This is a genomic window from Thermomonas carbonis, from assembly GCF_014396975.1.
Classification (GTDB): Bacteria; Pseudomonadota; Gammaproteobacteria; order Xanthomonadales; family Xanthomonadaceae; genus Thermomonas; species Thermomonas carbonis.
Genome location: NZ_CP060719.1, coordinates 1,813,303 through 1,825,817 on the forward strand (window position 1 = coordinate 1,813,303; position 12,515 = coordinate 1,825,817).

A 12,515-nucleotide genomic window follows, 5' to 3' on the forward strand; every position below is an offset into this window, starting at 1 on the left:
TGCCGCGCGGACGAAGGGGCATGGCAAAAGCGGCGATAATCCCCGCATGACCGAAGACCGCATCATCGGCGCCGGCGCCACCCGCGAGGACGAGGCCGCCGAGGCCAGCATCCGCCCGCGCAGCCTGGGCGATTACCTCGGCCAGCAGCCTGTCCGCGAGCAGATGGAGATCTACATCCAGGCCGCCAAGGGCCGCGGCGAGGCGCTCGACCACGTGCTGATCTTCGGCCCGCCGGGCCTGGGCAAGACCACGCTCAGCCACGTCATCGCCAACGAGCTGGGGGTCAGCCTGCGGGTCACCTCCGGCCCGGTGATCGAGAAGGCCGGCGACCTGGCTGCGCTGCTTACCAATCTGCAACCGTTCGATGTGCTGTTCATCGACGAGATCCACCGGTTGTCGCCGGTGGTCGAGGAAATCCTCTATCCGGCGATGGAGGATTACCAGCTCGACATCATGATCGGCGAGGGTCCGGCCGCGCGTTCGATCAAGCTCGACCTGCCGCCGTTCACCCTGATCGGCGCGACCACCCGCGCCGGCCTGCTGACCGCGCCGCTGCGCGACCGCTTCGGCATCGTCCAGCGCCTGGAGTTCTACTCGCCGGAGGAGTTGACCCGCATCGTCCGCCGTTCCGCGCGCATCCTCGGCATCGAGTGCGATGCCGACGGTGCCGGCGAGATCGCCCGCCGCGCACGCGGCACCCCGCGCATCGTCAATCGCCTGCTGCGCCGTGTCCGCGACTACGCGCAGGTCAAGGGCACCGGCGGGATCGACGCCGGCATCGCCCGCGCGGCGATGGACATGCTGAAGGTCGACCCGCAAGGCTTCGACGAACTCGACCGGCGCATGCTCGGCATCATCATCGATGCCTTCGACGGTGGGCCGGTCGGCGTGGAATCGCTGGCCGCGGCCCTCAGCGAAGAACGCGGCACGCTGGAAGACGTGATCGAGCCGTACCTCATCCAGCAGGGTTATCTGGTGCGCACCGCGCGTGGGCGCATGGCCACCGCGAAGGCGTATCGCCATTTGGGTTTCAAGCCGAAGGCGAACGGCAATACGGAATTGTTCGATGGCTGAGGCGTTTCACTGGCCTGCCCGCGTCTACTGGGAAGACACCGACGCCGGCGGCGTGGTCTACCACGCGCGCTACCTCGCCTTCATGGAGCGCGCGCGCAGCGAATGGATGCGCGCGCTCGGCTGGGATCAGGGCGTGCTGCGCGACCGCGATGACCAGGTCTTCGTGGTGCGGGCGATGGATATCGACTTCCGCGCCCCGGCCCGGCTCGACGATCAGCTGCAGGTCAGCGTGCGCCTGCTTGAATGCCGCGGGGCCAGCTTCAGCGTGGGCCAGCGCATTGAACGCGATGGCAACTTGCTGGTCGAAGCCCGGGTCCGGATCGCCGCGGTGCGCGCGTCCGACTTCAGGCCCCGGCCGATCCCCGCTGCACTGCTCACCGAATTGAAGCCCTTGCTGGAGACTCCTTGATGCCCGTCGCGATGCTGCAATCCATGCCCCAGCCGCTCCCGGAAGAGGCGGTGGCAACCACCACCGAACTTGCCGCCAACGCGGCGACGTCCGCGATGGCGGCAGGCGCGCATGACGGGATCAACTACATCGACCTGATGCTCGAGGCCAGCCTGCCGGTGCAGCTGATCGTGGCCTTGTTGTTGGTGGGGTCGTTGATCAGCTGGGTGATCATCTTCCGCAAGTCGCGCGTGTTCAAGCAGGCCAACGAGGAGGCACGCCAGTTCGAGGACCGGTTCTGGTCGGGCACCGATCTCAACAAGCTCTATGCCTCTGCCAGCGACCGCAGTCGCGTGTCCAGCGGCCTGGAGGCGATCTTCGAGAACGGTTTCCGGGAGTTCACTCGTCTGAAAGACAGGCGTGATCTCGAGGGTCGCGTGCAATTGGAAGGCGCGCAGAGGGCGATGCGGGTCGCCGGCACGCGCGAGATCGACCAGCTGGAACGCAACCTGGAGTTGCTCGCCAACATCGGCTCGACCGCCCCCTACGTGGGCCTGGTCGGCACCGTGTTCGGCATCATGGTGACCATGCACGACATGCTCAACAGCGGCGAACAGGCAGGCATCGCTGCGGTTGCGCCTGGTATTTCGGAAGCACTGTTCGCCACCGCCATCGGCTTGTTCGTGGCGATCCCGGCAGTGTGGGCCTACAACCGCTTCACCACGCGGGTGGAGCGGCTGGCCGTGCGCTACGACAGCTTCGCCGAGGAACTCAGTTCCATCCTGCAGCGTCAGGCAACGACGGGCTGACCGGGGTACTCCATGGCCGGAATCGCGATCCATCGCAAGCGTCGCAAGCTCAAGTCCGAAATCAACGTCGTGCCGTACATCGACGTGATGCTGGTGCTGCTCATCATCTTCATGGTCACCGCGCCGCTGCTCAACGTCGGCGTGGACGTCAACCTGCCGCAGGCCAATGCCAAGGCCCTGGACAGCAAGAAAGATCCGGTGGTGGTGCAGGTCGACAAGGACGGCAACCTGGCGTTGATGCACGAGGGCTTCGACCGGCCGCGTGCGGTGTCCCGCGAGCAACTGCTGAACATGGTGCGAGGCTTCAAGAGTGCAGACGCCGACCTTGTCGTCTACGTGGCAGGTGATCGTGACGCCCGCTACTCGGAAGTGCTTGACGTGATGGCGGATCTGCAAGGTGTCGGGATCGCTCGCGTCGGTCTGATGGGCGAAAAGACGGCGGGTAGCGCGGGCAAGTGAACGCAGATCGTCGAGGCAACCCGCAGGCAGGACGGGAATCCAGTACCGGCGTCAGTGTGGCGGTGTTGCAGGCGGTCGGCCTGCACCTCGGCCTCCTCGTCTTGCTGTGGGTCGGCGTGGACTTGCCGCGCGAATCGGTGGACGAGGCGGCGCGTGGCGAAGCGGTTTCCGCCGATCTGGCCACGGCATCCGAGCTCAGCGCCAGCATGCAGCGCGCGCTGCGTCGTGATCCCGAGCCGCTGCCACAGCCGATCGTCGAGCCCGAACCGCTGCCGCCGGATCCCGAGGACTTGCCCGAGCCGGTGATCGAGCCGCCTGTCGAGGAACTGCCGCCACCTGTGCCGGACCCGGCACCGGTCGAACAGGAACATGTGCAGCGTGATGCCGATTCCCCGCAGGTGGCCGATGTTGATCGCGAGCAGGAACAGAAGCGCAAGCAGGTCGAACAGGCAGAATTGGATGCCCAGCGCCGCCGCATGGAAGCGTTGGCCGAGATCCGCCGCCAGCGTGAAATCGCCGCGCGCGAGCGCACCATGGCCGAGCAGCGCGCGCAGCAGTTGAACGATGCGCGCACCACTGGCACCGCGCCCACCCGGCCACCGCCCGGCAATCCGGACAGCCGATCGTCGCAGAGCGCCGCTTACAGCGTGGCGCTGAAGGACGCGATCACCCGGCAATGGACTCGCCCGGAATCGATCCAGGTCGGGGTGCCATGTCAGGTGCGCATCCGCCAGATCCCGGGCGGAGAAGTGGTGGAAGTACAAGTCTCGGGAAGTTGCCCTTACGACGCATTGGGGAAGCGTTCTTTGGAAGCCGCGGTGCTGAAGGCTTCGCCGCTGCCATACGCGGGCTTCGAAGATGCGTTCAACCGCGACGTGATTCTCACGTTCCGTCCGGAAGATGTGGATGATCTGCGGCGATGAGGCGGTCCGTTGGTGTTCATCCTCGCTACCATCCGATGGGCGACTCTTCTCATCATTCAGAATCGGAGTTCCGCAGCTCATGATGCGATTTCGCCGTCGCCCGTCGCTCCCGCGCCTGTTGGCAGTCCTGTTGGCGGTACTGCCGCTCCATGCGTTATCGCAATCGCGGCCGCTCGAGATCGACATCGTCGGCGGCAACGCCGCGGCCCTGCCGATCACGGTAGTGCCGTTCGGTGGCAGCACCGGTGAAACCGATGTCGACGACATCGTCCGCGCCGATCTGGCTCGCTCCGGCCAATTCCGCACGTTGGCCGAGGCAGGCCTGCCGGAACGCCCGACCCAGAGCAGCGAAGTCGCGTATCCGACCTGGCGCATGCTCAAGCAGGATTTCCTGCTGGTTGGCCGCAGCGTGCCGAGCGGCGATGGTTACCGCGTCGAATACGAATTATTCGATGTCGCCAAGCAGCAACGCCTGCTCGGCTTTGCCCTGACCGCGCCGGCCAGTGCCATGCGCGACGTGGCCCACCAGATCAGCGACGCGGTGTACGAAAAGATCCTGGGCATGCCGGGCGCGTTCTGGACCCGGATTGCCTACGTCACCTCCAGCGGCCTCGGTCGCAATGCGAAGTACGCGTTGATGGTGGCCGATTCCGACGGCTTCAATCCGCGCACGGTGGTGAATTCGACCGAGCCCCTGATGTCGCCATCGTGGGCACCGGACGGGCGTCGTCTGGGCTATGTCAGTTTCGAAGGCGGCAACTCGGCGGTCTACATCCAGGACATCGCCAGCGGCGCGCGCGAGAAGGTCGCCAGCTTCCGCGGCATCAACGGTGCACCGAGCTTCTCGCCGGACGGCAACCGGTTGGCGCTGACCCTGTCGAAGGGCGGCAATCCGGACATCTACGTGATGGACCTGGGCAGCAAGCACCTGACGCAGGTCACCAACCACTTCGGCATCGACACCGAGCCGACCTGGAGCCCGGACGGTGCCAGCCTGGTGTTCACCTCCGACCGCGGTGGTCGGCCGCAGCTGTACCAAGCCCCGGCCGGTGGTGGCAGCGCGACCCGGATCAGCTTCGAGGGCACGTACAACGCCAGTCCGTCGGTGAGCTTCGACGGCAAGAAGATCGCGGTCGCGCAGGGCGCGGGCAATACCTATCGCATCGCCTTGCTGGATCGCAGCCTGGGCAGCCCGCGCTGGAGCCTGCTGTCGCCGGGCTCGCTGGATGAATCGCCAAGCTTCGCCCCGAATGGTGCGATGGTGCTGTACGCAGCGCGTGAAGGTCGCCGTGGCGTGCTGTACGCGGTGTCCGCAGATGGTCGCGTGCGCCAGCGCCTGGTGCTGGCCGAGGGTGACGTGCGCGAGCCGGCCTGGTCGCCCTACCGCAAGCGCTGACCGTCGCGCACCGATAACACTGCCGGACTAGACTGCAAGCCCATTCAGGCCCCTGAATCGAACGATCGAACGAGGAACTCCCATGAACGCATCCGCTTCCCGCATCGCCCGCACCCTGCTGCTCGCCGCACTGGCCTCGGCCATCGCCGTTGGTTGCAGCAAGAAGGTCAAGGAAACCCCGCCGACCGACACGGGCCCGAGCACCGGCACCACTACCACACCGGTCGATGATGGCGGCGCGACGCGTCCGGGTGCCTACGGCCCCAACGACCTCGACACCGATGCCTGCTTGCGCAACCGCGTCGTCTACTTCGACCTGGACCAGGACGCGCTGAAGCCGGAGTTCCAGGCGGCGATGGCCTGCCACGCCAAGTACCTGCGCGACCGCCCGACCGCGCGTCTGCGCCTGGAAGGCAATGCCGACGAGCGCGGCAGCCGCGAATACAACCTGGGCCTCGGCGAGCGCCGCGGCAACGCGGTGTCCTCGGCACTGCAGGCCAACGGTGGTGCCGCCAGTCAGCAGACCGTGGTCAGCTATGGCGAAGAGCGCCCGGTCTGCAACGAAGGTGGCGAGAGCTGCTGGTCGCAGAACCGTCGCGTCGAACTGGTCTACAGCGCCAAGTGATGCGCCTGGGAACCACCGTGGTGATGGTGGCGGCGATGCTTGCATCGCCGCTGGCCATGGCCCAGCGAGCAAGCCTGGCGGATCGCGTGGCCGTGCTGGAACAGCGCGCGGCCGGCGATCAGGGCGCGACCGAACTGGTCAACCAGATGACCCAGCTGCGCACGGAAGTGCAGGCGCTGCGTGGCCAGATCGAGGAACTGCAGCAGCAGCTCGAACAGGCGAAGCAGGGCCAGCGCAGCCAATACCTCGACCTAGATGGCCGGCTCAATCGACTGGAGGGCGGGGCACCGGCGGCGGCGTCCTCGACCTCATACCCCCTTCCCAGGCCCCCATGCAGCCGGCACCGGTTGCATCCGCCGGTACGCTGGCACCGTCGGAATCGGTGGGCGGGGTGATGGCCGGGATGGACGAACGCGGTGCGTACGATCATGCGTTCGAGGCGTTGAAGTCCGGCGACTACGTCGAGTCCTCGCGCCGCTTCCGCGATTTCCTCGCGGTATTCCCGGGCGGGCAATACGCACCCAACGGGCTGTACTGGCTGGGCGAGAGCTACTACGTCACCCAGAACTACGCGTTGGCCGGCGACCAGTTCCAATCGTTGCTGGACCGCTTTCCGACCCACGACAAGGCTCCGGGTGCGTTGCTCAAGCTGGGCCTGTCCCAGTATGGGCTCAAGCAGTACCCCGCCGCCGAGGCGACGCTGCAGCAGGTGCTCCAGCGCTACCCGGGTTCGGACGTGGCGCGCACCGCGGACGACCGTCTGCGTGCGATGCAACTCACCGGTGCCCGCTAAACTAGGCGCATGAATGCCGTCGTCGATGCGGCCGCCGCATCGGCGACCCAGCTCCAGCCCGAGCGGCTGAAACTCACCGAGATCTTCCTGTCGCTGCAGGGCGAAGCCCGCGATGCCGGCTGGCCGACCGTGTTCGTGCGCCTGACCGGCTGCCCGCTGCGTTGCCAGTATTGCGATACCGCCTACGCCTTCCACGGCGGAGAATGGTGGGACATCGACGCGATCCTGGCCGAGGTCGCCTCGCACGGTGCCCGCCACGTCTGCGTGACCGGCGGCGAGCCGCTCGCGCAGAAGCGCTGCCTGACCCTGTTGTCGAAGTTGTGCGATGCCGGTTACGACGTCTCGCTGGAAACCTCCGGGGCGATCGACGTTTCCGGCGTCGACCAGCGAGTGTCGCGGGTCCTGGACATCAAGACCCCCGGATCCGCCGAAGTCGACCGCAACCTGTGGAGCAACCTGCCGCTGCTTACGCCGCGCGACCAGGTGAAGTTCGTCCTCTGTTCGCGCACCGACTTCGACTGGGCGAAAGACATCGTGACCGAGCATCGCCTGCACGAAGTCTGCGACGTGCTGTTTTCGCCCAGCGCCACGCAGCTGCCCGCACGCGAACTCGCGGACTGGATCGTCGCCGGGAAACTGCCGGTGCGCTTCCAGATGCAACTGCACAAACTCTTGTGGAACGACGAGCCCGGCCGATGAACGCATCCCGCAAACCTGCCGTGGTTCTGGTGTCCGGTGGCATGGACTCCGCCGTGGTGCTGGCGATCGCCCGCGAGGCCGGCTTCGATGTGCATGCACTCAGCGTGCGCTACGGCCAGCGCCACACGTCCGAGCTCGACGCCGCATCGCGCGTCGCTGCCGCGCTTGGTGCGGTCGCGCACAAGACCGTGACCGTCGACCTGCGCAGCATTGGCGGTTCCGCGCTGACCGAAGACGGCATCGACGTACCCACCGACGATGATGGCCACGAAATCGGCGTCGGCATCCCGTCCACCTACGTGCCGGCGCGTAACACGATCATGCTGTCGGTCGCGCTGGGTTGGTCGGAGGTGCTGGGCGGCACCGACTTGTTCTGCGGTGTCAATGCAGTGGATTACTCGGGCTATCCGGATTGCCGGCCGGAATTCATCGACGGCTTCGAGCAACTGGCCAACCTCGCCACCAAGGCCGGTGTGGAAGGCAGCCGTTTCCGCGTGCATGCGCCGCTGATGCGCATGTCCAAGGCCGACATCGTCCGCGAAGGGCTGCGTCTGGGCGTGGACTTCTCGCAGACGGTCAGTTGCTACCAGGCCGATGCCGATGGCCGCGCCTGCCGCCACTGCGATGCCTGCCGGTTGCGCAAGCAGGGCTTCGACGAGGCCGGCGTGTCCGATCCCACGCGCTACGTGGACGGAGTCATCGGTTAGAATGCGCGCCCGCGCCGGTTGCGCGGCACCCGATGGGTCGTTAGCTCAGTGGTAGAGCTGCGGACTTTTAATCCGTAGGTCGATGGTTCGAATCCATCACGACCCACCATCTAGTCTTGACGCCTTTTCTCTGTCCCAGGCATCGCTGGACAACTCTTTAGTAATCAAAAGGTTGCCGGGTCTTTGCTGGTTGAAGAGAGCCAATTGGTGGCTCACTTTGCGATGTTGCGTCCCCTATTCTCAGGCGTCGCGTTTTGCCGACCAAAACACGCTCACTCTTTTGTTTTCAGCTCTAAGGGCTAATCCGCGCAAGCGCCCCCCATGGGGCAGGGCAGCCGGCCAGCGAACAGACGAATGAGAGCCGCAACGCTGCGGCGAAATGACGATCCCGCGCAGGGCCCTCGTGTCGGCGAGGACCCTGCCGTGAAGCGCCTTACCTCTTGCCTTTAGGCTTGTTCGCCGCTTGCGTCAGAGCGGAGGCGGCGACGGCCTTCTGCGCCGTGGTGCTCTTAGGGTTGCTCAGCTGCTTCGAAGCTTTCGAAGCAACGCTGGGGCTAGTCTTCTCGTTCTTAGCCATCAGTGCCATTCCAGGTGTCTGCGGTCGATCCCGCAGTACCGGCATTGGGGCGTAAAGCCAGCAATGCAATCCGGTCGCGACAACGATTTTGAGGCACCGCACAACGTCCGGAATGGCGCGCATTCCAGCCTCCAGAGCGCTGCCAGCAGCTTGGTCACCCCCTCAGCTCAGGGCGCCCTCAGCCGGGTAACCAGCTTCTTCTTGACGGTGTCACCTGCGTATGACTTCTCGACCTTCGATTCGCAGGGTCGCGTTTCAGCTGAAGGAAGCCGCAATAGTCACAGGCGATGTTGTATCTGAGAGGCATGAACTTGGCGCCTGACCGTATGACTTCATCTTGGCTGTGCGCGGTCTCGAAGAGTGAGACGCATGCTCGTAAAGTAAGGTGTCAAAGAGCCAACAGGGGCTAAGGATGCTCATATCGCGCTATTTCAACCTTAGTCGCAATCAGGCGACCCTCGATTTTCTCGACACCCACATAGACAGGGACATCCCCGTCTTTGTTGATCCGGCGGCATTGAGGTCTTTGCAGACCGATTGGGGGCAGCATTGCGTTTGGCTTCTTCAAAACTATTTTGAAGAAGTACTGGATGCCATTCGGAAAGGGAATGATGGCCGAGCAAAGCAACTCCTGGCCTGCCTCAACGAGCGCAATGAGTTTCACATTGGCTTCTCCAAGAAAAAGCCGAGGGGGCGCGGGCTAGGAGAAGTCTCGGCTGAGGACATCTGGGAGTCCCTCTCAAAGAGCAATGCGGCAACAACAGGCGCATTGCATGACTTGGAAGACACCATTCTTTTCGTCGACGGAATCGGGCCCGACAAACTCTCCGACGCGGTATGCAACATCATTCGTGGCCCATTGATTCAGTACACGCATCAGGCGTGCAATTACTACAGCGTCCCGCTGACCGCAGGCATCAACTCCGGTCCTATCTGGAACTCAAGGGATAAGAAGTGGGAGAGCAGTTTTATCCAGCTGCCGATGACCAAGCACGGCCCGCTCATCCTCATTCCCAAGGTCATAGTCCGTGCGAAACAATCCTATGGACACGAAGAATACTATCGGCACTACCTCATGCCTGTGCTACAGCAGCATCACAAAGATATTAACTCGTCCTTGGTGCACGTTCTGAAAAGCAAGAAGAACGAGGGCGTCAAGAAAGTCCACAAGACTGAGTTGTATGACCTATACGGTGCCAATAAGCTCGCGTCCGCAAAGCTTACTAGCCAGCACCCGCAAGCATTGACCAATTACCGAGAGGCTAAGAACGCAACCCCGTCTCGCCCTCTTGATCACTCAGCTTTTGCAGAAATCGAGAACGTTCCGACACCAGACTTCTCGTCTTTATTGAAGGATGTCACATCGCTTAAACCGGGCCAGAAGGACGCGACAGCGTACGAGCACGCAATCGAGAAGCTCCTGTCAGCTTTGCTATATCCGGCTCTTTCGTTTCCAGTGAAGCAGGACAAGATCCATGACGGTAGAAAGCGCATCGACATCACGTATGTGAATGATGCGAAGGATGGATTCTTTAGCTGGGTTGCCAGGAATCACCCTGCATCCCACGTCTTTATCGAGTGTAAGAACTACGGGAAGGAGATCGGAAATCCCGAAGTCGATCAACTCGCCGGTCGATTCTCTCCGTCTAGGGGGAAACTTGGCATCCTCGTGGTGAGGTCTATAGAGGATAGAGTCCATCTCCTGAAGCGCTGCAAAGACACAGCCATCGATCAACGTGGCTTCATCCTTGTGCTAGATGACACCGATCTGGTCGAGTTGATTAATCAGCGACACGCGCTAATGTACGGATACGGTGAGACCTCGCTGTATCAGCAGTTCAAGCTTCTTATCTCGTAGAGCATTCACCCGTGGACGGTACGCCACGTAGCCGGTATTGGTTAGTAGCGCTGTGCTTCGCCGGATCATACGGCCGCGCAAATCAAACGCTCGACAATCACGCGTCGCCCTGCCGCCTTAAACTCAACTACCACTACCTTCACTCATTCCGCTTGTATGCGCCGCAAAGAGCGCGCGCCAATATCCATGCGTAAGGCAAGCGCTGATCGGTGCGGCGGTCGTGCGGGGTCCGTTAGCGTAGTGATCTAGTGCAGTCGCTCCAGATCAGAGCCTCAGCTATACCCGATTGTCATTGGATCGAGACAGTGGGCTAGGATAGATCGACTATCGAAGGGGAGTTCAAATGGATGCGGTGACTTTGACGGCTGCCGAGCGGCTCTTGCTGACACGGGTTCTGGATCTACGTCTAAGCCTCTCTCGCAAGTCGACCCCGATGCTGCAACCGCTGTCCTTCTATAGTTCTGAGCTCAAGGGAACGAAACAAATCGCGGGCACATTGGATGCCGTGGCCACGACCGGCAAGCTCGCGGACGACAAGACGAGTCGCGATCGATATTTTAATTCACTTTCGAACCAGGGACTGGTTGATGGCTCCTCGCTTTCCCCAAAGCTCACACCCCTTGCTGATTTCTATCTCAGTGCTTGGAACACTGACAAATCCGATACCTTCTGGCGAGGCGCAGGGGGCAATGCAGTAGAGCTAAACGTCATCCGAGCGCTCGTCGATCAAATGCGCTCCGGCAACCTCGTCAGCGACGTGTTCAAGCTTGTCTGGTTTAACGCACAGACTTTCTTTGACAATGTCCCACCTCCCGCACTTGCTGAGGTACTGCCCTACCCGATGCGACTGTTAGCGTTGTTCCGAATAAATTCCCACGGATGGGAGATTGCTCGCTACTTTCGACTGAGCGCTGATGAGCGGGCGCAATTTGATGAAGCCTTTGCAAAGGTCCGTCCCAGCGATCAATGGACTCCATCAAAACAAATTGAAACTGCTGCCGCTCAGTACAAAGACGCCGCCAGAACCATCCAGGCTGATGTGCGGTTTCGCATTAGTGGCTTTCTAAATGCCTTTGATCAACTTCGTACTGACCTTGGGGCCGACCTGCCTCGACTTGATCGTCAGCTCGTTCTGAGATCTAGCACATCGGCAGGGGCCGGTGCTAAGAAGCTTGGAAGCAATGGCGGCGTATCACTTGGGACAGGTTCTCTGCCTCACCCCCATCAGCTGATAGTGACAGGCTGCCCAGGGTCCGGGAAAAGCTACTACGTAGATCAGTTGATTCAGTCCACGGGATGCACAGTCTTTCGCACGCAGTTCCATCCAGAGTCGTCTTTTTTTGACTTCGTAGGAGCATACAAGCCGCAGCCGGTCTATGAAGCTGTGGACCCTGCCCACCAGCTAGAAGAAGGTGACGGGAAACGTTTTGGTCGCGGTCGGCCCATCATCGACTACCGCTTCGTACCAGGGCCGCTCACAAGCGGATTGGCGCATGCCCTCGCCAACCCCAACGAAAACGTAGTCGTGCTGATTGAGGAGATCAACCGTGGTAATGCCGCAGCGATCTTTGGGGACACCCTGCAACTGCTTGATCGTGACGAGACCGGAGCGAGTCGCTATGGAGTCACTGCATCACCAGACATTCGCAGCTACTTCGCAGGAATAGGGCAGCCGCTCGAGACGATTCGGCTCCCAGGCAACCTGTACTTGTGGGCGACGATGAACAGCGCTGATCAAGGGGTATTTCCCCTGGACACCGCGTTTCGTCGACGGTGGAATTACGTATACAAGGGATATACAGAGCCATGCTTGTATCCCGAAGAATTGGCACGCATCCGTTACGCTGACCAGGTATACCCATGGGACGTGTTCCGCCGAGCGCTCAACGACAAGCTCGTTGAGCTAGGGATACATGAGGATAAGCTGATCGGCCCATATTTCTTGACGAGCGACCAGCTCAGGAATCCTGAGAGCATTCTAGAGAAGCTGTTTCTTTACCTGTGGGACGATGTGCTTCGCTTCCGCCAAGACTCGCTTTTTACTAAAAAGAGCTTCTCTTTGGTTGGAGCCCTTTGGACGAACGGTGCCGGCAGTCCCCTTCAGTTGACGCTTTCCTCACCCATCGCAGAGCCCGTGGTTGCAGAGCCTGGCGAAGAGCCATTCGATTCTCAATCGCCGTCTGCGGGCCAAGTTGCACAGGCGTAG

At 62.2% G+C, this 12,515-nt stretch carries 13 protein-coding genes and 1 tRNA gene; all 14 read left to right on the forward strand.

Annotation, left to right across the window (positions count from 1 at the left end):
• The first annotated feature begins 46 nt into the window (after positions 1–46).
• The 14 genes from ruvB to H9L16_RS08360 all read left to right on the forward strand — a co-directional run bounded on the left by ruvB (position 47) and on the right by H9L16_RS08360 (position 12,515).
• Positions 47–1,075, forward strand: a complete 1,029-nt coding sequence (ruvB, locus tag H9L16_RS08300; RefSeq protein ID WP_187551276.1) for a Holliday junction branch migration DNA helicase RuvB — start codon at positions 47–49, stop codon at positions 1,073–1,075.
• Positions 1,068–1,484, forward strand: a complete 417-nt coding sequence (ybgC, locus tag H9L16_RS08305; RefSeq protein WP_187551277.1) for a tol-pal system-associated acyl-CoA thioesterase — start codon at positions 1,068–1,070, stop codon at positions 1,482–1,484. The genes ruvB and ybgC overlap by 8 nt, the downstream gene beginning before the upstream one ends.
• A 23-nt stretch (positions 1,485–1,507) precedes the next feature.
• Positions 1,508–2,272, forward strand: a complete 765-nt coding sequence (gene tolQ / locus H9L16_RS08310; RefSeq protein WP_425507184.1) for a protein TolQ — start codon at positions 1,508–1,510, stop codon at positions 2,270–2,272.
• Positions 2,273–2,284: 12 nt separating this feature from the next.
• A complete protein-coding gene (gene tolR / locus H9L16_RS08315; RefSeq protein ID WP_187551279.1) occupies positions 2,285–2,731 on the forward strand; it encodes a protein TolR in 447 nt (148 codons plus the stop codon).
• A complete protein-coding gene (locus H9L16_RS08320) occupies positions 2,728–3,654 on the forward strand; it encodes a cell envelope integrity TolA family protein (RefSeq protein WP_187551280.1) in 927 nt (308 codons plus the stop codon). Before tolR ends, H9L16_RS08320 begins: the two co-directional genes overlap by 4 nt.
• 82 nt (positions 3,655–3,736) lie before the next feature.
• The gene (tolB, locus tag H9L16_RS08325; RefSeq protein WP_187554115.1) at positions 3,737–5,050 is read left to right on the forward strand and encodes a Tol-Pal system beta propeller repeat protein TolB; all 1,314 of its coding nucleotides are present in this window, start codon (positions 3,737–3,739) and stop codon (positions 5,048–5,050) included.
• A gap of 82 nt (positions 5,051–5,132) precedes the next feature.
• Entirely contained in the window at positions 5,133–5,675 is a 543-nt protein-coding gene (gene pal, locus H9L16_RS08330; RefSeq protein ID WP_187551281.1) for a peptidoglycan-associated lipoprotein Pal, read from the forward strand.
• Positions 5,675–6,070 (forward strand): YbgF trimerization domain-containing protein, encoded by a 396-nt coding sequence (locus H9L16_RS16500; protein ID WP_233449379.1) that lies wholly within the window; start codon positions 5,675–5,677, stop codon positions 6,068–6,070. The genes pal and H9L16_RS16500 overlap by 1 nt, the downstream gene beginning before the upstream one ends.
• Complete coding sequence (ybgF, locus tag H9L16_RS16505) at positions 6,007–6,468, forward strand: tol-pal system protein YbgF (protein ID WP_233449380.1); 462 nt, start codon at positions 6,007–6,009, stop codon at positions 6,466–6,468. The genes H9L16_RS16500 and ybgF overlap by 64 nt, the downstream gene beginning before the upstream one ends.
• A 9-nt stretch (positions 6,469–6,477) precedes the next feature.
• A complete protein-coding gene (gene queE / locus H9L16_RS08340) occupies positions 6,478–7,167 on the forward strand; it encodes a 7-carboxy-7-deazaguanine synthase QueE (protein ID WP_187551282.1) in 690 nt (229 codons plus the stop codon).
• On the forward strand, positions 7,164–7,874 hold the full coding sequence (gene queC, locus H9L16_RS08345; protein ID WP_187551283.1) for a 7-cyano-7-deazaguanine synthase QueC: 711 nt from the start codon (positions 7,164–7,166) through the stop codon (positions 7,872–7,874). Before queE ends, queC begins: the two co-directional genes overlap by 4 nt.
• A gap of 34 nt (positions 7,875–7,908) precedes the next feature.
• Positions 7,909–7,983, forward strand: a tRNA-Lys gene (locus H9L16_RS08350).
• A gap of 880 nt (positions 7,984–8,863) precedes the next feature.
• Positions 8,864–10,309 (forward strand): restriction endonuclease, encoded by a 1,446-nt coding sequence (locus H9L16_RS08355; protein WP_187551284.1) that lies wholly within the window; start codon positions 8,864–8,866, stop codon positions 10,307–10,309.
• A gap of 343 nt (positions 10,310–10,652) precedes the next feature.
• The gene (locus H9L16_RS08360) at positions 10,653–12,515 is read left to right on the forward strand and encodes an AAA family ATPase (RefSeq protein ID WP_187551285.1); all 1,863 of its coding nucleotides are present in this window, start codon (positions 10,653–10,655) and stop codon (positions 12,513–12,515) included.

Coding starts and splice junctions, on each gene's coding strand:
- ruvB (WP_187551276.1), top strand. CDS start 47: ATGACCGAAGACCGCATCATCGGCGCCGGCGCCACCCGCGAGGACGAG.
- ybgC (WP_187551277.1), top strand. CDS start 1,068: ATGGCTGAGGCGTTTCACTGGCCTGCCCGCGTCTACTGGGAAGACACC.
- tolQ (WP_425507184.1), top strand. CDS start 1,508: ATGCCCCAGCCGCTCCCGGAAGAGGCGGTGGCAACCACCACCGAACTT.
- tolR (WP_187551279.1), top strand. CDS start 2,285: ATGGCCGGAATCGCGATCCATCGCAAGCGTCGCAAGCTCAAGTCCGAA.
- tolB (WP_187554115.1), top strand. CDS start 3,737: ATGCGATTTCGCCGTCGCCCGTCGCTCCCGCGCCTGTTGGCAGTCCTG.
- pal (WP_187551281.1), top strand. CDS start 5,133: ATGAACGCATCCGCTTCCCGCATCGCCCGCACCCTGCTGCTCGCCGCA.
- H9L16_RS16500 (WP_233449379.1), top strand. CDS start 5,675: ATGCGCCTGGGAACCACCGTGGTGATGGTGGCGGCGATGCTTGCATCG.
- ybgF (WP_233449380.1), top strand. CDS start 6,007: ATGCAGCCGGCACCGGTTGCATCCGCCGGTACGCTGGCACCGTCGGAA.
- queE (WP_187551282.1), top strand. CDS start 6,478: ATGAATGCCGTCGTCGATGCGGCCGCCGCATCGGCGACCCAGCTCCAG.
- queC (WP_187551283.1), top strand. CDS start 7,164: ATGAACGCATCCCGCAAACCTGCCGTGGTTCTGGTGTCCGGTGGCATG.
- H9L16_RS08355 (WP_187551284.1), top strand. CDS start 8,864: ATGCTCATATCGCGCTATTTCAACCTTAGTCGCAATCAGGCGACCCTC.
- H9L16_RS08360 (WP_187551285.1), top strand. CDS start 10,653: ATGGATGCGGTGACTTTGACGGCTGCCGAGCGGCTCTTGCTGACACGG.